The sequence below is a fragment of the Bacillus sp. NPDC094077 genome (assembly GCF_050279465.1).
GTDB lineage: Bacteria > Bacillota > Bacilli > Bacillales > Bacillaceae_G > Bacillus_A.
In genome coordinates, this window is sequence record NZ_JBNNUF010000013.1 from 39,729 (window position 1) to 58,634 (window position 18,906).

Sequence of the window (18,906 nt, forward strand, 5' to 3'; positions counted from 1 at the left end):
GAAGGATATGATCTGTTAACAAGAGCCAAAAATGAAAAGACTACTTTACAGTTAGATAAAAAATGGGATGATATTACTTTTCTCATATTGAAAGAAAAAATAGAAACCTATTGCGCATTTAAATAAAACTATTTGAAAGGGGCAACTTGAATTCTGGAATTCAAAAACAAGAAAGAACGAAACGAAGCTTTCGAGGCGGCTAGGGTGGGTCTAGAAATAGATGAAAAGACTATTACAAAAGAAATGGGAAAAATTATTAAAGGAAATTTAGTAGGAAAGATAACGCACTAGCAATCTATTGCATTAGCTGATGCTATTGCAAGGCGTGAACGAACAATTTTTCTGTAACCCACTTTTTTATCTATGTTGAAGCCACAAACTACAAACACAAACTTTTGTTAATTAAACTGGAACAAAAAAAGAGATGGCATATCCATCCCTTTTTTATTTTCGTATTCTGCATGATTAGCTGCGAATCGCTTTAATCATAAAGCGATGTTGCTTCACATCAAAATAGCCTTTTTGCAAGATGATCTCATGTATGCGATATAATTCCTCATAATATTCTTCGACAGTAAAATCAGGAATTTGCCAAGGAATCGCTTTTAAATAATAGACGATAGCGCCAATGTCATAAAAGCGTTGAAGAGGGAATTCTTCCTTCGCATCTATAATAGTAAATCCATTTTGTTCTAACTCACTACATGCAGTTTTGAGAGACCAATTTGTAAATTCGCTATTCAGCGGTGTGCCAAAATGGTCATTGATTTCTACGCAATCAAGGCCGCCAACTTGTTGTGTAAGAAATATTCCACTAGGAGAAAGTAGTCTATTTACCTCGGAAGCAGTATATGATTCATGTTGATTTATGATTAAATCAAACTGCCCATCTTGAAGTGGTAACACTGTATCATCAATCACTTCTACAACGGCAACCCCTAAAGGCTCTAATTTCTCTCGAGCAATTGGCACGTTTGGAGCATAGCCCTCTGTAGCGTAAATAGTTGGCGGGAACGGTTGTAACATAGATAAAAACTCTCCGCCACCAGTACCCATATCTAGCATTGATTCTGCACGTTGCATAAGCTGGAAAGCGGTACTACCATACGACCACGATAACGGCTCGCTGTTCATTCGACCAGTTTCTGAAATGAAAGAAAAATCCCAGCCAGTAAAGTTTGTCTTTGCACTTTCTAATAGTGCTGAAAATAATGGATCACGTTTCATAATTATATCCTCCTAATTCGTAAATGAATGATATGATGAGCAAAGAAAAGGGAGGACCTCTTATTAAAGGAAAACAGTTTTACGTTTCGTGTTCGAATAGATTCATATAAGTTTGCTCCTTGTGAGAATGATTATTTATATATTCGGGATTGCTGAGTAGAATTCCTTTAAAATATGAAGGGAAGGTAGATATATCATTTGAATCTTTAAGAAAAAAGGAGATAGCCAGAACATTTTCTATTTATTAAATAGGGTTCTACTTTTGTAAAACTTTGTCGTTAAATCGAAATTCACTGTCGACTCGTTGGTATATTGCGAATGTAGAAAAGCAAAAGGGATACCACCTAGCCAAAAGTGTTGACTAGGTGGTATCCCTATGCTTTATTTTTTAACCGACAAACCATAAACTAAAGTCTCACCAGGTGTCGTAATACTAAAACCAGTCGTTTTATAATCAAGTTTCACCGTATCACCAGTGTAGTCTTTCGTAAATGAATCCATTTGTACAATAAGATGTGCATCCTCATATACAACATCATCTGCATTATATGTATCCCAAATTAAATCCACATCAACGAAAATGCTACAAGAGTTTGTCATTGTTCCTCTAATGCGAATGACTTTTTTGTCTTCACGTTCTAGTCTATGTATAGCTGCTTTTGCTTCATCGGTAATACGAATGTTCATGTAATCCCAACCTTTATTTTTATTTCTCATCTCATTATGTCAAAAACAGAAGAAATAGGAAAGGGAGAAGCATTGCAATGAAAAGCGAGCAAACATGAACTGTTTGCTCGCTTTACTTTATTTCAGTTCACATTTATCAAGTGGAATGACTTTCGTTTTCTTAGTAAATTTATATCCTAACCATAGTACTAAGAAGAGTGGTAAACCGATGTAAGAAACGAGTACACCGTTCCAATCGATTGATTCGCCCATAAATGCGCCGTAGTTTTGACCTAAAATTACGATTACACAAAGTGTAAATGCGAAGATTGGACCGAACGGGAACCATTTTGCTCTATAAGGTAAGTCTTTTAAATCTTTTCCTTGTGCGATATACGCTTTACGGAAACGATAATGACTAATTGCAATTCCAACCCATGCGATAAAGCCAGACATTCCAGATGCGTTTAATAACCAAATGTATACAACGCCGTCACCGAATAAAGAAGCAATGAAAGCAATACTACCGACGATTGATGTTGCAATTAATGCATTAACAGGTACACCGCGTTTATCTAATTTTCCTAAAAACTTTGGTGCTTTTCCTTGACGAGCTAAATCCCAAAGCATACGAGTTGATGCATACATACCAGAGTTACCAGCAGAAAGTACTGCAGTTAAAATAACAGCGTTCATAACAGAAGCAGCAAAGGCAACGCCCGCTTTTTCAAAAATAAGTGTAAATGGACTTACTGTTACATCACTTGCGGCAAGGCTATCAGTTGTGTAAGGAATTAATAAACCGATAACGAGAATCGCAAGGATATAGAATAAAAGAATACGCCAAAAGATCGAACGAATTGCTTTCGGGATATTACGTTCTGGATCAGACGTTTCACCAGCAGCTACCCCAAGTAATTCAGTACCTTGGAATGAGAAACCAGCTGCCATAAATACACCGATAATTGCCATAATGCCGCCGTTAAATGGTGCATCTGCAACAGTGAAGTTTTTAAATCCAACAGATTCGCCGCCCATAATTCCGAAAATCATCATAAAACCGACAATTAAAAAGATAATAATAGTAACTACTTTAATAAGTGCGAACCAATATTCAGATTCACCAAACCCTTTAACAGATAAATAGTTTAAAAGGAAAATAATAGCTAAACATAATCCACTCCAAATAAGGGAGGGAGTATTTGGAAACCAAAATTTCATAATTAATGATACAGCTGCCAGTTCAGCAGCTATCGTAATCGCCCAGTTATACCAGTAGTTCCATCCAAGTGCAAAACCAAGTGATGGATCAACAAATTTTGTTGCATACGTACTAAAAGATCCAGTAACAGGCATGTAAGCTGCGAGTTCAGCTAAGCTTGTCATTAAGAAATAAACCATAATTCCAATTGCGGCGTATGCAACTAGTGCACCGCCAGGTCCAGCTGTATGGATGACACTACCGCTGGCAAGAAATAATCCGGTACCAATTGTACCACCGAGAGAAATCATCGTAAGGTGTCGGGATTTTAAACCACGTCTTAATTCACCTTTTCCTTTTGTAGTTTGCGTTTCAGAGGTAGTTGTTTGATTCGTTGCGCTATTCATGTTCAACACTCCTTTTCTTGTAAGATGGGAAGGAGCGGGGGAGAAAAATACAAAAAACCGCCAAAGGAATTTGGCGGAACGTTTCACAAATAACCACCCCATCATACCCTTCCGTTAAGATAGCACCCCACGTTTACACGGTAATTTTGTAAACGTGACAGTTCTGTTCCTTTCGGAGACAGCCCCAGCTTATAGTTCCAGAGAAGAAATATAAACTTCGGCAACTATTCCTTTCAAACGGAGTCGATGACATTCTCTGTGTCTCGTCCGTTCTACTCTTAAAAGTCGCAACCTCTACCTCATCGGATTGATGAGGATTTATATATTGCTAAGATTTTTAATATATGGCAATTGTAATGACTTTCTGAAAATATTGCAAGGAATTTTGTTAGGAAAAGTCAAAAAATATCGGTTATTGTTTAGGAAACGCTTGCAAAACTCCACCCGAGCCTACTTTTATGTAGTGATAGGTAAAGAAAAAAATTGTTATACAAATGTTTCGCAAAAAATACTGAAAAATCCTTTAAAATAAAAAGAAAATTCAGAAAATATAATTCGACATTACTATTGAATGTGTGGCGTGCGTAAAAATAGAGAGTGAATATTCTGCATTTTTGTAGTAAGATTGAAGCATTGTTTAATTGAAAAGGGGAATTTGTGATGAAATTAGAAACGGAAAGGCTATATATAGTGCCATGTACAGAAGAGAAGCTTCGCATTGCTGAAAAGCAAGGATACAATAGCGGTCCGCATATTGTAGGGCATGTAGAAAATGTAAAACAAGAAGTAGCTTTATTACCTTGGGGTGTTTGGTATGTGATTCGAAAAGAAGATGACATCGTTTTAGGTGATATAGGATTTAAAGGGAGACCGAACGAGAGTCATACAGTAGAAATTGGTTATGGATTTATTGAGAAATATTGGAATAAAGGGTATGCTACAGAATCTGTAGATGAATTAATAAAGTGGGCTTTCCAGACAGGAGAGGTAGATGTAATTATTGCAGAGACACTCCTTGAAAATAATAGCTCGATTCGTGTATTAGAGAAATTACATATGAAAAGAGTAAATACTACAGAAACGATGATCAATTGGAAAATAGAAAAATACCGCTCGAAGTAAATCGGGCGATATTTTTTGTAATTATGGTAACATTTGTTTTTGATCTGTTGAGTATCCCCTTGTCGAATGTTTTGAATGGTTACGGACAGCAATGAAAATAGAGATAATAACGACGAGACCCACTGCCACGTAAGAAAGTGAAATAATAGTTGGATCCACTTTAAATGTTGTAAGTAGTGTACGTATATTCGTAAAGATAATAAGACCACCAACTAATACCCCAAGTAAATGAGGTGGAACGATGCGTACTAACCATGCAGCAATTGGAGCAGCGATAATCCCGCCAAGCATTAAGGCAAATACCCAAACCCAGCTTACTTGTTCCCAGCCAAGTGAAATGAAAAATCCAATTGTTGCAGCGAGCGAAACAGGAAATTCACTCGTATCTACAGATCCAATAACTTTTCTTGCTTCATTTCCTCTTGCCAGAAGTACAGGCGTTGTAATCGGGCCCCAGCCACCGCCGCCAGTTGAATCGACGAATCCAGCGAATAAGCCAAGTGGCACAAGTTGTTTGGCAGACATGCGTTTTTTGGAAGTGACAATTTGTTTTTGAATAATGAATCGTAATAAAATATAAACCCCTAAAGTGAATAAAAATATTGAAATGTACGGTTTAATCACATCGCCAGGTAAATTACTTAAAAAACATGCCCCAACAAATGCGCCAATTGCTCCTGGTAATGTAAGTCTAGAAACTATATACTTATCAACGTTTCCAAATTTGATGTGAGATGCGCCAGAAGCCGCAGTTGTAACGACTTCAGCTAAATGAACGGATGCGGAAGCAACGGCTGGTGCAATACCAAACATTAATAATAAAGAGGAAGACGTTATCCCATACGCCATTCCAAGTGCCCCATCAATCAATTGAGCGAAAAATCCAATAATAGCAAAGACAATTAACTTCTGCATAAATAATCCCCCTGTAATAATAAATGAAAAAAGCACTTTTCCCGTATGAGAAAAGTGCCTTTGGTTTTTCCAATCAGCAATATATAAATTTGTTTTATTATAATACATATTAATCTTATAAATCAACTAGGCTTTTAATTTTTTAGAATTGAATGAAAGAAAAATAAAATATACAATAAAAGGATGGAGAGAAAGGGGAGAAAGACATGTTAACTTTTGATCATCTCGTTCATGCAGTGCATTGTACACCGGAGGAAGCGGCAAAACAAATGCAGGCACAAGGATTTCATACTGCGTTAGGTGGACAACATACAAACTGGGGTACGTGGAATAGTTTATGTTACTTTGATTTATCATATATAGAATTTTTAGCAGTTCAGCATGAAGAAAAAGCGAAAGAAGCAGAAAATCCATTAGTACAGGAAACAGTAGTGAAATTACAAAATGGAGAAGGAATGCTGCAAATCGCAATTCGAACAGATGCAATTGAAGAACTAGCAGTTAAGTTTAGTAAGTACGGCATACATACGATAGGACCATTTGAAGGGAAACGTATGAGGAAAGATGGCCGGCTTTTAGAATGGAAAATGTTATTTGTAAAACAGGAAGAGAACGGACCGAAATTACCTTTCTTTATACAGTGGAATGAAACAGATGAAGAAAGAAGAATCGATTTACGTAAAACGGGGACGATCGCTGAACATAAAAACAAAGTGCAACAAATTGAAACGATTCATTATGCAGTAAAAAATGTTCGAGAAACTGTGCGGAAATGGAAAGAAGTAATGGGGCTAACAGTAAGTTCAATTATAAGAAATGAAGAGTGGAATGCTGAGTGTCAAAGTGTATCGTTTGGTGACATTCAAGTACAGTTTTGTGCACCGATTGGGGAAGGATTAGTGAAAGAACGCCTGAAGAAACGTGGTGAATATCCTTTTGCTGTGGAGTTTAAAGGGGAAAATAAACGAGAGCATGAAGTGTTAGGTAGTTTGTACATTTATTAATAGAGGTGAGTTTTGTGGAGACAATTCTAAAGGCGATAGAAAGAAAACTAGACTGGCCTCTTATTTTAAGAGCGATTGTTATTTCAAAAGGTTTTTCGCTTGATGAGAAATATAAAATTGAATTAGAGAGTGGAGAAACGTATTTTATAAAAATATGCGATGCTTCATATTTTGAACGGAAGCAGGAAGAATATGAATATATGAAGCAGCTAGAGTCATTACGTATTCCCATGCCAAAATTAATTCATTTTATAAGCCTTACCGAATTTAAAAAATGTGTACAAGTTTTTGAGTGGATTGATGGATCAGATGGCGAAGACACATTAAAAACTACATCTATCGAAGAACAGTATAGGGCTGGAAAAAGGGCTGGAGAAGTGCTAAAAACGATTCATTTAGTCAAAAAAGTGGGTACAAGTAATTCTTGGGAATTGTCTATATGGAGTAAATATGAAAGATACTTAGAAGCGTTGAAAGAATATGAGATAGACTTTCTAAATTTAAATACAGTGTTAAACTTTGTAGGAAATCATAAAGATTTATTGAAAAATCGTCCAATTGTATTTTTACATGACGATTTTCATCCAGCCAATATAATGGTTGATCAAAATGAGTTTCGGGCTGTCATTGATTTTGCTAGATTTGATTTTGGCGATCCTATTCATGACTTTTATAAAGTAGCGTTATTTACAACTAATATAAGCATACCATTTGCCGTAGGACAAGTTCACGGTTATTGCGGAGGTAAACCATCTCTTCATTTTTGGAAATTGTATTCGCTATACGCAGCAATGATTTTCCCATCCGATATAGTATGGACAAATCGAACGACACCGCATTTAGTAAAGGAAATGAAAGAGAGATTGAACCGAATTTTAGAAGATCATAACGATTTTTCTTCTTATGTTCCGAGATGGTATCAATCATTTCATACGGATATAATAAACAATAAATAATGGAGGGGATTCATTTGGATAAAATAGCGGTAATTTCAGATATACATGGCAATATTCCAGCATTAGAATCTGTACTAAAAGATATTAAATTAAGAGGAATCGAGCGCATTATTTGTCTTGGAGATTTAGTAGGAAAAGGCCCTCATTCCAGCGAAGTAATTGAAATTGTTCGTAAAGAATGTGAGGAAGTCGTAATGGGAAACTGGGATGATTTCATTACAAAACCGACTGAATTTGAAGCGTTAAAATGGCATCAAAAACAACTGTCTGAAGAACAAAATGAGTATTTAAGAAGTTTACCATTTTCAATCGAGTTTTATATGAGCGGAAAACTCATTCGTATGTTCCACGCTTCACCAAGGAGTCTATATGAAAGAATTCAACCACACGCTGCAAGAGAAGAACGTATTAGTATGTTCGAAAATAGTGATCTCACAGAGAATATAGAAGGGGAAAGAAAACCAGATGTCGTTTGTTACGGTGACGTTCACCAAGCGTTCGTTCAAAATTTCAGAGGGAAAACGTTATGTAATGCTGGCAGTGTAGGAAATCCACTTGAAATAACACAGGCTTCCTATTTAATCTTTGAAGGAACATACAATGAAAAAGAAGCAGCGAGCTTTTCCATCCAACTCGTACGTGTACCGTATGATATTGAATTAGCCATTAGACTAGCAGAAGAGCTCGGCATGCCAGAAATAGAGGAATACAAGCAGGAGTTAAGGACTGCTTTGTATCGAGGATTTAAGGGGAAGTAAGGAATATATAAATTAATAAAAAAATAGCTATCGTAACTTAAAATATATCAACGATTCGACAAAAGGATATCGACTTACCGACAAATAGCGACATATTTTATTTAATGTAATTATATTATGTAAACTAATTACAGGAGGAGATATCATGAACCGGAAACAAATCATTAAAGAAGTTACAGATCACATTTTAACGTTAAACTTAACGCATCCAATGAGAGTTGGAGTAAGCGGTATTACAGCATCAGGAAAGACAACATTTGCAAACGAACTAGCAGAGGAAATGAAAAAGCGCGGATTACCAGTAACACGTGCGAGTATGGATGATTTTCATAACCCAAAAGCGATTCGTTATGCACAAGGAAAAGAATCTGCAAGAGGATATTATGAAGATGCACACGATTATACTGCTTTTAAAGAAAGACTTTTAAAGCCTTTAGGACCTAATGGGAATTTGCATTATGAAACAATTTCTCATAATTTAATAACGGACATCCCTGTACATAATGAGCCGCTATTGGCCCCGTCAAATATGGTGCTAATAGTAGATGGAACATTTCTATTGAAAAAAGAAATTGAGTATCTATTGGATTATAAAATTTTTGTAGATACAGATTTTGAGATTGCGAGAAAACGTGGTGCGAAGCGAGAAACAGAAGCTTTTGGAAGTTATGAAGAAGCAGAGAAGATGTTTTTGAGCAGGTATCATGCAGCTTGTAAAATGTATATAGATGAGCATAATCCGAAAGAGTGTGCGGATGTTGTATTTCGGAATAGTGATTTAGAAAATCCAAAAGTTATATTTCATGAACGAAAGTAATACATAATCAGAAATATATGTATAGCCTTTCATTTGTTGTTATACTTCCCGTATAATGAAATTAATTTTATGAAGTGAATAACAGGGGATAAGGCAATTAAAAAAACGAAAAAGGGGACAGGAAATATAATGAATGAAGTACTAGAATTAAAAGAAGAATTACAACAAATTAAAAATAACAACTATGCTGTACCAGAAGACGTAGATGCATATCCATATGCACAGTGGATGCTAGATTATATCGGATCACCTGATGCTGAATTACGTGATGATTTGATATATAGTACGCTTCATACATGGATTACAAATGATGTATTTAGACAAAAAGAATTACGAGGATTAATGTTACAAGCAATTAGTCCTGATTATTTATTTTTTAAAATTGGAGAAAAGGGAACAGACTCTGTTTTCAAACGTGCGTTTTCCGTTTTAATTCCGCCGCTTATTTTATCTGTTCATGAAAAAGAACCGTTGTTATCTGAAGAACAACTGTACAGTGTGGCAGAACAGGTTCTGGAATATGTATATTTAGAAGAAGATGTAAGGGGTTACGTAGAAGGAAAAGGTTGGGCGCATTCTACGGCACATGCGGCTGATGCACTAGATGCTTTAGCACGTACAATACGAAATCGTGAGTTTTCATATGCAATACTAGCTGCTGTTCGTCAGAAGGTTCGTTTGAATGACTATGTATACATAAACTTTGAGGATGAGAGATTAGTAAAACCAATTATGTCGTTACGGGACCAAAAGCTTTTAACTGAAGAAGAGTGGAGCAACTGGCTACATAGTATAGCAATCGTTGAAGACATCCCGCATCCCCAACATGATATTTTAGTACAAAATATTAGATCTTTCCTAAGAAGTTTATATTTCATAGCTTTAGAGAAAGAGGGAAGCACTGCCTTTACAGATGATATATTGGAAACTGTGAAGGAATCGCGTAGGTATTAAAAATGGTCCATACTTAGAAACAAAGAGAAAATATTAATTTTGAAAAATTTATTAGAAATTTATTTTTACATTGTACCCTTTCAGTATAGGCTGAAAGGGGTGTTAAATGAAAAAATTATTGAAGATAGTAAAGATTATATTTTTTGTGTGTAGTAGCATTATTTTTCTTGGAACAGGCGCGGTATTTATATATCATAACTATCAATTAAGAATGGAATCGAAATTTATTAATAATGAAGGTGAACTCGTTAATTTCAATAATAAAAACGTGAATGTTTATAATGAGGGGAGCGGGAAGGATACGTTTGTATTTATGGTCGGATCTGGAATTGCCGCTCCTGTTTATGAATTGAAAGGGTTATATAGTAAATTTTCGAAAGAAAACAAGATTGCTGTAATTGAGAGAGCGGGTTATGGATACAGTGATGTTTTTCAAGATGATAGAGATATTGATACAATACTAGAACAAACGAGAGAAGCGCTTATTCGAAGTGGAAATAAACCTCCATACATTTTAGTACCCCACTCTCTATCGGGTCTAGAGGCTATTTACTGGGCACAAAAATATCCAAGTGAAGTAAAAGGGATTATTGCGTTAGATATTGGTTTACCTAAACAGTACGTAACTCATAAAATAGGCGTGGTTGATTCATTAAAAATAAAAGGGATGAATATTTTAACGAAAATTGGTTTTCAGAGATTAGTTCCTTCTATTACTTATAATCCTGAAGTCATTCGGCAATCCTTTTTAAACGAACAGGAAAAAGATATTTATAAAGCGCTCACATATAAACAAGCTTTTAATGATGATATGAAGCAAGAACTTTTACAAAGCTACAATAACGGTAAAAAATCAAATTCCTTATCAATCCCAAAAGAAACACCTATTTTATTTATAGATGCGATTGCTGGGCAATATAAAGATTCGAAGTATACAAAGCAAAAAAACAAAGATTATAAGGAGTTTGCTAGCAAGCTATTAATAGCTGATGTGAAAATAATTGAAGGTACACATAGTATTTATTTATACGCTCCGGATGAAATATACAAATTTGCTATGGATTTTATTAATAATAAAGTAGTGAAGAACTAAGCTATTGTTATTTTGGCGATGGAAGGTCTACATAATGAAAGAATATAACATATTAATTGTTGAAGACGATTTGATTATAGGAGATTTATTACAAAAAATTTTGCAGCGCGAAAAGTACAAGGTGTATTGGGAGAAAGAAGGAAAGAAAGTTCTTAATGTAATTCATGAAATAGATTTAGTCATAATGGATGTTATGTTACCGGATGAAGATGGTTATCAAATTACAAAGAAAATAAAAAATCTAGGATTAAATATTCCAATTATATTTCTATCAGCTCGGAATGATATTGATAGTAAATTAAAAGGTTTGACTATTGGAGAAGAATACATGATAAAACCTTTTGATCCTAGAGAGTTGCTGTTAAGGATTCAGAAAATGTTAGATAATCAATATGGTACTTTCACACAAATTAAACATTTATTTATAGATGCAGAATATAAAAGGGTTCTAATTAATGGTTTGCGTAGTGAAGTTGCTTTTACTGCGATTGAGCGTAAAATATTCTTCTATTTATATGAAAACAGAGATAGAATTCTAACAAAAGAACACTTCTTTGATTACTTATGGCAACTTGAAGACAGAAATCAAAATATCATGAATGTACATATAAAAAAAATTAGGACCAAAATCAATGATAAAACAGGTGATATTATTCAAAATATTTATGGAGAAGGGTATAGACTAAATACCTTTATGAAGAAATGAACTTAAAGAAGAAATATCAGTTGTTACTATTCTCTGCCATTATAAGCGTACCACTGTTATTGTTGTCGATTAGTGTCCTTGTATCAGTTATTTATAATGTTGTCTTTAAAACTAAAAACAAGAACATTCCTTTCCATGAGTCCTTTGCATACCCTACGATGTTAATCATATTTTTATTGTCATTACTAGTGTTAGCTTTTTTATTTTCAAAATCGATTAATTCATTATTAAATAAAATTAATGTTTTAAATCAAACGATTCGAGAGTTAGCAAGCGATAAAAAAGTCCCTAATTTAATAGATGTCAAAAGCGATGATGAAATGGGGGAACTGATTAAGTCGGTAAACTTGCTTATAGAAAGAACGACTTATCGAGAATTAGAACTACAACAACAGGAACAAATAAAGAAAGAAATATTAAATAAATTACGGCATGATATTAATACACCCCTAACTGCGGTTAGATTACAATTATATTATTTAGAAGGTGAATACGAAGAACAAGCACCAGTATTTGAATCAATGTATAAGCAGATACAATATATAAGTGATTTAACTAACGAATTTAATATCCAATCTACAGAGACATTAGAGAATATTTATATTGTGAATGATGAAGTGAATATACATAAATTAATAGAAAACATGGTTAAAAAATGGAGCTATTTGTATAGTATTCATAAAATTGAATTAGTATATAATCTACAAGATAAAGAGTTGGTATGGAATAGTAATGAGCTATGGATTCAAAGGCTATTTGATAACATTTTTCAAAATGTGCTTAAACATTCGAAAGCTAAAAAACTTGAGATTCTTATAGGCGATGAAATTGTTTACTTTAGAGATAATGGAATTGGGTTTGATATGAACAGTAAAGGAACAGGGCTAGGCTTAAAAAGCATTGAAGATATATCAAAGATGTTTGATATAAAATACACTTTACAATCAAATAGTAAGGGGACTATGTTTTCATTTGAAAATTTTCAAGATAAAAGCAAAATACATAAAACCAATACCTCCCAACCATACTAATAAAATGCTTTGGAGGTGAGTTTTATGGATAAAAAAGACTTTCAAAAAGTTTATAATGAATACTTACAACAAGGGGAAGAGCAAGCTGAATTGGAAGTAGCCCGGGAAGTCGATTCAGGAGTAGAACAAATTGTTGCAGTCCGTAAAAATGATGAAGGTGATTTAATTGCTTTTAAAACAAGTAGCGGAAGAGAATTAGATTATATTACTGCACTTGATGAAGCAAAATCAGGGAAGTTAGCTCATGTGGACGTATTTCATAAGTATGGCAGAGATATTATCCGTAGTGAACCTGATGGTATAAAGGAAAATAACTTAGATAACTTACCGTCTTTTTAAACGGGTAAACCTCAAGAAGAGAATGTTAATTTAGATATTCTCTTCTTTTCTTTGCTAAGCTTTCCCTACAAATAGACCGTTCATTTTTAAAGCGAAATCACTCTTTTAAAAAGCTCCCTAAATTTCTCTTTATCTTCTGCTGTAAATGGTTTTGGCCCCTTTGTACGCTTTCCGCTTTTTCGAGCCATTGCACTTAAATAACGTGTTTGTAACAATTGGTCAATGTTTTCATTCGTATACTTATACCCTTTATGGTGAAGTACTACACAGCCTTTTGCTAAACCGAGAGAAGCAAGACCGTAATCTTGTGTAACGATTAAATCTTCTTTTTTGGCTAACTGCATAATCCGATAATCCGCAGCATCTGCTCCAGAATCAACATAAATCGTTTCCACTCCTGAAGGCTGTTCTGCATTAGAAAAATGAGAAAAGCTAGTAACGAGGGTAACAGGAATTTCCGCCTTCGTAGCTTCAAAGATAATAACATCTTTTACAGGACAAGCATCTGCATCAACGTAAATTTTCATTTTATCACTCCTATAAAGTGAAACTTTAATCAGTGGGGGGCATCCCCCACTGATTATTAGTTGAACCAATCGGGCGTTTATGGGCAGTTGATCCCTCACCTAACTTCTTTGCTTTTGCTGAATTTTGAGGTAGGGGTCTTATTGCCCATTAATGCGGGATAAATAGGTTCGTGTTGATAATAATGGTAGATTTAGCTTTTGTCAAACGAGGGTTCTTGAGCTAAAGTCATTAAAAGCAGCTTTTCTAAAACTACATTAATTGAAAAACTCACTTTTCACAAACCAAAATAGCCTCACGCAAACGAGAAATACCTTCCTCAATTTGATCTATATTTACCTTCCCATAAGACAAACGGATGTAACCATCTTTCGCGCCGAAAATACTACCTGGCATAAAGGCGATTTCTTGTTTTAAGCTTTGCATAATGAGCTGTTTTTCGTTTATCGGTTCTTTTAATTTTCCCCATATGTATATACCGCCGGTTGGGTTTGAAAAGGAAATTTTATCGTGAAGCTGTTCATTTAAAGCACGGACGATAATGTCTCTTTTTTCTGCTAGTTGTTTTCGTAACGGTACGATATGCGACTGAAATGGTACAGTTTCAAAAAATTGCTGCATAAGCCACTGGGGGAATATGCTCATTCCTAATTCCATTTGGTGCCGTGCATCTGACAATCGCTCTACGACAGACTGCGGGGCGACAAGCCATCCAACTCGTAACCCTGGCGCAATCATTTTTGATAAAGAATGTACATAAATGACTGTTCCATTTTCATCAATTGATTTCAAAGTAGGGCAAGGTTGTTTATTTTCTAATGTAAGTAAACTGGATGGATCATCTTCAACGATCGCAATTCGTAAGTCTGCGCAAAGTGATAGCAGTTTTTTTCTACGGTTTGGATGAAGCATTGTTCCTGTAGGGTTTTGGAAATTTGGGTTTAAAAAGATCATTTTAATACGATGTTTTCTATACAACTCTTGTACATCATCCGGATTAATACCGTGCTCATCGACAGGTAATGGGAAAATACGAATACCAGCTGATTGGAATAACGGTAATGAATAACAGTGTGATGGACTTTCGAAAGCGACTGCATCACCTGGATTTAATAAACATTGAACGATAAGATGAAGTGCCTGTTGGGCACCGGATGTAATCATAATGGATTGTTCGGTCGCTTCAACTTTTAAATATTCCCTCATATATTTTACAACCGCTCTTCTTAGCGGGAGATAGCCCTGAGGGTGATCGTAACTTAATGACTGCGTTAACGGTTGTTCTCGTAAAATCGATTGTAGTTGATCGTGAGGATAGAGGTTACAACCGAGCTCTCCGTTTGCGAAGTCAATAATGTTTTCATTTTGCTGTACTTCTGCCCGAATATGGCGAAGTAACGGTAAGTTTGGTAAAAAAGTACCACCTTCTACGAAATTTCTCCAGTTCGGCGTTAGTGTTGGAGAAACGCCCCACATATGTGTACTTACACGTGTACCTTTACCAGTTGTACTTTCTACAATACCCATAGCGCGCAGTTCGTTATAGGCAGTTGTTACCGTACTTCGGTTTACATTTAACTGTGTAGCTAATTTCCGTTCGGAAGGGAGGAAGCTACCAGGAGGAAGCTCTCCGTATGTAATACGTCTTTCGATAAAGTCAACAACTTGCTGATAAATAGGGATTTTACTGTCACTATCTAGCTTCCATTCCATACAAACGCCTCCGTATCTCTTATGTACATCAAGTATAACAAATTGGCTGGGTAAAAAAACAGCCAATTGGACGGTGTTATATCCAGCCAATTTTACTATGCTAAATATGGAAGGGGAGATTCGGATGAAACGATGGCAAATGGAATGGCTCCTAGTATCAGTAGCATTAGTATGGGGAGCAAATTATACAATTGGAAAGTATGGTGTGGCATATATGTCATCCATTCAATTTAATAGTTTACGATTTTTAGTAGCATCACCGGTATTATTACTTATTACATTTTTAATGGAACGCTCATTACGTATTGAAAGAAAAGATTGGTTACGATTACTTGCAGTCGGTATTGTTGGAACGACAATGTATCAAACGATGTTTATGCTATCTGTGAAATATACTTCAGCTACGAACGCCTCATTATTAATTGCGATGTCACCTATTTTTACAGGAATATTAGCAGTATTGCACAAACAAGAACGCTTTTCGATGAAAGTACAAATTGGTTCAATAGTAGCGTTTATTGGTGCAGCATTCGTTTTATTAACAGGGCATACGGGAGGAGCTACTTACGAGTATGCATGGCTCGGAAATGTAATTGGATTAGTCGCAGCAATTGCGTGGGGATGGTATCCGATTTTAGCACAACCTCTCATTACAAAATATTCCGCAATGAGAGTCACATCATGGTCTACTTTAATTGGAATTGTACCTCTTGTTATATACTGTTTATTCAACGTAAACACATTAACGTGGCCAGTAGACATGCCAAGCTGGGGTTCACTAGCATATTCGATCGTCTTTGCGACAATCTTCGGACTTGCAATGTGGTATGTCGGTATTAGTAAAATAGGCTCAACGAAAGTAATGGTTTATATGTATCTCGTACCATTGTTCGCAGTTATCTTTGCAGCTGTAACAATCGGAGAGCAAATTAATATGATGCAACTAGTTGGTGGACTTATTATCTTCATCGGTCTATATGTTGTAAAAAAAGGTGGAATCAAAAAGCCAGCTCTCAATTTGAAAAAAGTAAGCTAAAACAAAAAATGATCTCTTTCATATAGAAGGAGATCATTTTTTGTTTCGTAATAAAAGCACTTGTTCAACGGCCCATTTTTGATGATCATGAATGAGAAGCTCTACAGCAAGTAATGGAGATATCCATTGTAAAACATGATCTGCTTCAGATGTTTCAGTTTGGTTGTTTACCATGTTTGCAATGTAAAAGAATCCATCATTTAAATAATATGTACCTTCATTTTCCGCATAAAAATATCGAGCTGCATTACCGACATACTGATCAATTTCAATTGCCCAACCTAGTTCCTCTAGTAGTTCACGATGTAAACATTCTTCTTTCGTTTCCGTACCTTTCATACCGCCACCAGGTAAAAAGTAACGTTCTCCTTTTTGGATAATAGCCGTTTTTGAAAACGTATCGTTAAAAATAACAGCATAGCAACTAGGCTGTAATACATATTGAATTGTAGGGTTTTTAAAACCAAATGTAAGTTTAGACATCATAAAACACCTCATCTTTCTATAAAATACATAAAAGGAATAATAAGGTAAAAACGAATTATGTAAGTATAATCTTATTAGATTGGAGTGATACCAAAATGATAAATCGAAAATGTTCAAGATGTAAAGAAATAACAGGTACATTGCATGGTGGTAAAAAAATAAATGAAGAATTTTTATGTGAGGACTGTTTGCAAAAAGGAATTGCGAGTGGAGAAATCGAATTATCACAAGTGGAGAAAGAACAAACTTCGTATCTTTCTATAAAAATATTAAAAATAATGAGTGTTATTTATTTAATATCATCCGCTTTAATGGCTGTATACGCTGGAACACTTATACATGATCCAGGATTTGTTGAAATATCATTTTCAGGATCAGGTGCAGTTGCAGTTGGCACTATTATGCTAGGGTCGATATTCCAATCTGTTCTTGTATTTTGTGGTATTTGGGTATTCATTCTTTTAGTAGAAACGGTCATTAAAATTTATGAGAAAATGAAGTGAGTGAGAGGGAGAAACACATGCGAGTAAGAAACATTCAAGGGGAAGATTATGTAAAGATTCATTCTGTATTAAATGATTGGTGGGGCGGGAGAGACATGGCTCATATGTTACCGAAATTGTTCTTCGTTCACTTTCAAGAAACGAGTTTTATCATTGAAGAAGAGGGAGAAACGCTAGGTTTTTTATGTGGATTCTTTTCACAAACACATAAAGAGGAAGCATACGTTCACTTTATCGGTGTAAATCCGAAGTTTAGACGAAAAGGAATTGCATCAACGTTATATTCTTATTTCTTCGATGTTGCTCGTGCAAATAACCGTAAAGTTGTAAAAGCAATCACGTCACCAGTAAATAAAAAGTCGATACAATTTCATCAAGAAATTGGCTTTCGAATTGAAGTTGGAGATGATGAGGTAGATGGTGTATCCGTACATACAAATTATGATGGGAACGGCGGGAGTAGAGTTTTATTTTTAAAATACGTGTAAAGAAAGGCTAATGTGAAGTTAGCCTTTTTGTTGTGAGGAGGTATGAATATGGAGAGTAAACAAAGTAGAAATGAGTATTTACAGCGCATATATAAAGTTCAAGATTATATAGAATCAAACATAAATGATTCACTTTCTATTGAGGTGCTAGCAGATGTGGCAGGATTTTCAAAGTATCATTTTCATAGAATTTTTAAAGGGATGATGGATGAATCGTTATCTCGGTATGTGAATCGTTTGAAATTAGAAAGAGCAACACATCTACTTACTTACCGTCCAGATATGACGATTACAGATATTACGTATTACTTCGGGTTCACAGATTCAGCAGTTTTCTCCCGTACATTTAAAAGTCATTACGGAGTAAGTCCGTCTCACTATCGAAACCACAATAGCAAGAATTGCAAAGACGGAAGTAAAGGTTCTCAATACAATGTATGTAAGAAGGTTCGAGGAGAGGTCGAAATTGTAACAGTGGACTATATAAACGTGGCATACATACGACATGTAGGTACATATAAGGATTTAGCTATAGATTTTCCAAAAATGATAGAAAAACTATTTCATTACGCATCGAAGCAGAACTATCATGTATTCGAGGATACGAAGGTATTAACAATTTACCATGATCATCACGAGTTTACAGAAGACAATCATTTAAGAACAAGTCTATGCATAACAATTCCAAATGGAGTAGTAGAAGGAAATAGCGAAATTGGATTCATGACAATACCTTCAGGAAAATATGTGGTAGGACATTTTGAAATACTCCAAGATGAATATAAAGGAGCATGGGATTTCTTATACGGTGAGTGGTTACCAAATAGCGGATATAAACCGAGAGATTCATATCCTTTTGAAGTGTATAAAAATGATCCAGGGCAACATCCGGAAAATAAACATATAGTTGATATATATGTACCTATCGAACCTTTTTAATCATAGGTTAAGGGGGAAGA

General features: G+C 35.1%; 21 protein-coding genes and 1 riboswitch. Of the genes, 14 read left to right on the forward strand and 7 right to left on the reverse strand.

Going from position 1 to position 18,906, the window contains the following annotated elements; all coding sequences use genetic code 11:
* Positions 1-465: 465 nt before the first annotated feature.
* From ACQKNR_RS23620 to ACQKNR_RS23630, 3 genes are all read right to left on the reverse strand, one after another.
* Entirely contained in the window at positions 466-1,227 is a 762-nt protein-coding gene (locus ACQKNR_RS23620; RefSeq protein ID WP_427321137.1) for a class I SAM-dependent methyltransferase, read from the reverse strand.
* A gap of 381 nt (positions 1,228-1,608) precedes the next feature.
* Positions 1,609-1,914, reverse strand: coding sequence for an iron-sulfur cluster biosynthesis family protein (locus tag ACQKNR_RS23625; protein ID WP_427321139.1), 306 nt, complete (start codon positions 1,912-1,914; stop codon positions 1,609-1,611).
* 117 nt (positions 1,915-2,031) lie between these two features.
* Positions 2,032-3,501 (reverse strand): amino acid permease, encoded by a 1,470-nt coding sequence (locus tag ACQKNR_RS23630; protein WP_427321141.1) that lies wholly within the window; start codon positions 3,499-3,501, stop codon positions 2,032-2,034.
* A gap of 112 nt (positions 3,502-3,613) precedes the next feature.
* Positions 3,614-3,806: riboswitch (Lysine riboswitch) on the reverse strand.
* Positions 3,807-4,161: 355 nt separating this feature from the next.
* Between ACQKNR_RS23630 and ACQKNR_RS23635 the strand changes: the two genes are divergently transcribed.
* On the forward strand, positions 4,162-4,623 hold the full coding sequence (locus tag ACQKNR_RS23635; protein ID WP_427321143.1) for a GNAT family N-acetyltransferase: 462 nt from the start codon (positions 4,162-4,164) through the stop codon (positions 4,621-4,623).
* A gap of 21 nt (positions 4,624-4,644) precedes the next feature.
* On the opposite strand, the gene ACQKNR_RS23640 is transcribed toward ACQKNR_RS23635, so the two are convergent.
* The gene (locus ACQKNR_RS23640; protein WP_427321145.1) at positions 4,645-5,538 is read right to left on the reverse strand and encodes a sulfite exporter TauE/SafE family protein; all 894 of its coding nucleotides are present in this window, start codon (positions 5,536-5,538) and stop codon (positions 4,645-4,647) included.
* A 206-nt stretch (positions 5,539-5,744) separates the two neighbouring features.
* Between ACQKNR_RS23640 and ACQKNR_RS23645 the strand changes: the two genes are divergently transcribed.
* The 9 genes from ACQKNR_RS23645 (at position 5,745) to ACQKNR_RS23685 (ending at position 13,196) form a co-directional block, all read left to right on the forward strand.
* Positions 5,745-6,542 (forward strand): VOC family protein, encoded by a 798-nt coding sequence (locus tag ACQKNR_RS23645; protein WP_427321147.1) that lies wholly within the window; start codon positions 5,745-5,747, stop codon positions 6,540-6,542.
* Positions 6,543-6,556: 14 nt separating this feature from the next.
* The gene (locus ACQKNR_RS23650; protein ID WP_427321149.1) at positions 6,557-7,498 is read left to right on the forward strand and encodes an aminoglycoside phosphotransferase family protein; all 942 of its coding nucleotides are present in this window, start codon (positions 6,557-6,559) and stop codon (positions 7,496-7,498) included.
* 14 nt (positions 7,499-7,512) lie between these two features.
* A complete protein-coding gene (locus ACQKNR_RS23655) occupies positions 7,513-8,256 on the forward strand; it encodes a metallophosphoesterase family protein (RefSeq protein WP_427321151.1) in 744 nt (247 codons plus the stop codon).
* Positions 8,257-8,401: 145 nt separating this feature from the next.
* Positions 8,402-9,073 carry a hypothetical protein gene (locus tag ACQKNR_RS23660; RefSeq protein WP_427321153.1) on the forward strand — a complete coding sequence of 224 codons (672 nt, stop codon included), beginning with the start codon at positions 8,402-8,404 and terminating at the stop codon, positions 9,071-9,073.
* 129 nt (positions 9,074-9,202) lie between these two features.
* Entirely contained in the window at positions 9,203-10,027 is an 825-nt protein-coding gene (locus ACQKNR_RS23665) for a DUF2785 domain-containing protein (protein WP_427321155.1), read from the forward strand.
* A 106-nt stretch (positions 10,028-10,133) separates the two neighbouring features.
* Positions 10,134-11,120, forward strand: a complete 987-nt coding sequence (locus tag ACQKNR_RS23670; protein ID WP_427321157.1) for an alpha/beta fold hydrolase — start codon at positions 10,134-10,136, stop codon at positions 11,118-11,120.
* A 34-nt stretch (positions 11,121-11,154) separates the two neighbouring features.
* A complete protein-coding gene (locus tag ACQKNR_RS23675; RefSeq protein ID WP_427321159.1) occupies positions 11,155-11,826 on the forward strand; it encodes a response regulator transcription factor in 672 nt (223 codons plus the stop codon).
* The gene (locus tag ACQKNR_RS23680; RefSeq protein ID WP_427321161.1) at positions 11,823-12,857 is read left to right on the forward strand and encodes a histidine kinase dimerization/phospho-acceptor domain-containing protein; all 1,035 of its coding nucleotides are present in this window, start codon (positions 11,823-11,825) and stop codon (positions 12,855-12,857) included. Before ACQKNR_RS23675 ends, ACQKNR_RS23680 begins: the two co-directional genes overlap by 4 nt.
* A 24-nt stretch (positions 12,858-12,881) precedes the next feature.
* Complete coding sequence (locus tag ACQKNR_RS23685) at positions 12,882-13,196, forward strand: DUF3892 domain-containing protein (protein ID WP_427321163.1); 315 nt, start codon at positions 12,882-12,884, stop codon at positions 13,194-13,196.
* Between the two features lie 86 nt (positions 13,197-13,282).
* Here the strand turns inward: ACQKNR_RS23685 and ACQKNR_RS23690 are convergent, their stop codons facing one another.
* Both ACQKNR_RS23690 and ACQKNR_RS23695 read right to left on the reverse strand, forming a co-directional pair.
* Positions 13,283-13,723, reverse strand: a complete 441-nt coding sequence (locus tag ACQKNR_RS23690; RefSeq protein WP_427321165.1) for a YaiI/YqxD family protein — start codon at positions 13,721-13,723, stop codon at positions 13,283-13,285.
* Between the two features lie 268 nt (positions 13,724-13,991).
* Positions 13,992-15,434 (reverse strand): PLP-dependent aminotransferase family protein, encoded by a 1,443-nt coding sequence (locus ACQKNR_RS23695; protein ID WP_427321167.1) that lies wholly within the window; start codon positions 15,432-15,434, stop codon positions 13,992-13,994.
* Positions 15,435-15,558: 124 nt separating this feature from the next.
* Here ACQKNR_RS23695 and ACQKNR_RS23700 point away from each other — a divergent pair, with 124 nt between their 5' ends.
* A complete protein-coding gene (locus tag ACQKNR_RS23700) occupies positions 15,559-16,470 on the forward strand; it encodes a DMT family transporter (protein WP_340813415.1) in 912 nt (303 codons plus the stop codon).
* A 33-nt stretch (positions 16,471-16,503) separates the two neighbouring features.
* Here ACQKNR_RS23700 and ACQKNR_RS23705 read toward each other — a convergent pair whose 3' ends face one another.
* Positions 16,504-16,956: an NUDIX hydrolase gene (locus ACQKNR_RS23705; protein ID WP_427321169.1), complete on the reverse strand. Its 453-nt coding sequence runs from the start codon at positions 16,954-16,956 to the stop codon at positions 16,504-16,506.
* Positions 16,957-17,051: 95 nt separating this feature from the next.
* Between ACQKNR_RS23705 and ACQKNR_RS23710 the strand changes: the two genes are divergently transcribed.
* The 3 genes from ACQKNR_RS23710 to ACQKNR_RS23720 are packed head-to-tail and all read left to right on the forward strand — an operon-like array spanning position 17,052 to position 18,886.
* Positions 17,052-17,459, forward strand: coding sequence for a DUF3980 domain-containing protein (locus tag ACQKNR_RS23710; protein WP_427321171.1), 408 nt, complete (start codon positions 17,052-17,054; stop codon positions 17,457-17,459).
* 17 nt (positions 17,460-17,476) lie between these two features.
* Complete coding sequence (locus tag ACQKNR_RS23715; protein ID WP_427321173.1) at positions 17,477-17,947, forward strand: GNAT family N-acetyltransferase; 471 nt, start codon at positions 17,477-17,479, stop codon at positions 17,945-17,947.
* A 48-nt stretch (positions 17,948-17,995) separates the two neighbouring features.
* Positions 17,996-18,886 carry an AraC family transcriptional regulator gene (locus ACQKNR_RS23720; RefSeq protein ID WP_427321175.1) on the forward strand — a complete coding sequence of 297 codons (891 nt, stop codon included), beginning with the start codon at positions 17,996-17,998 and terminating at the stop codon, positions 18,884-18,886.
* Positions 18,887-18,906: the final 20 nt, after the last annotated feature.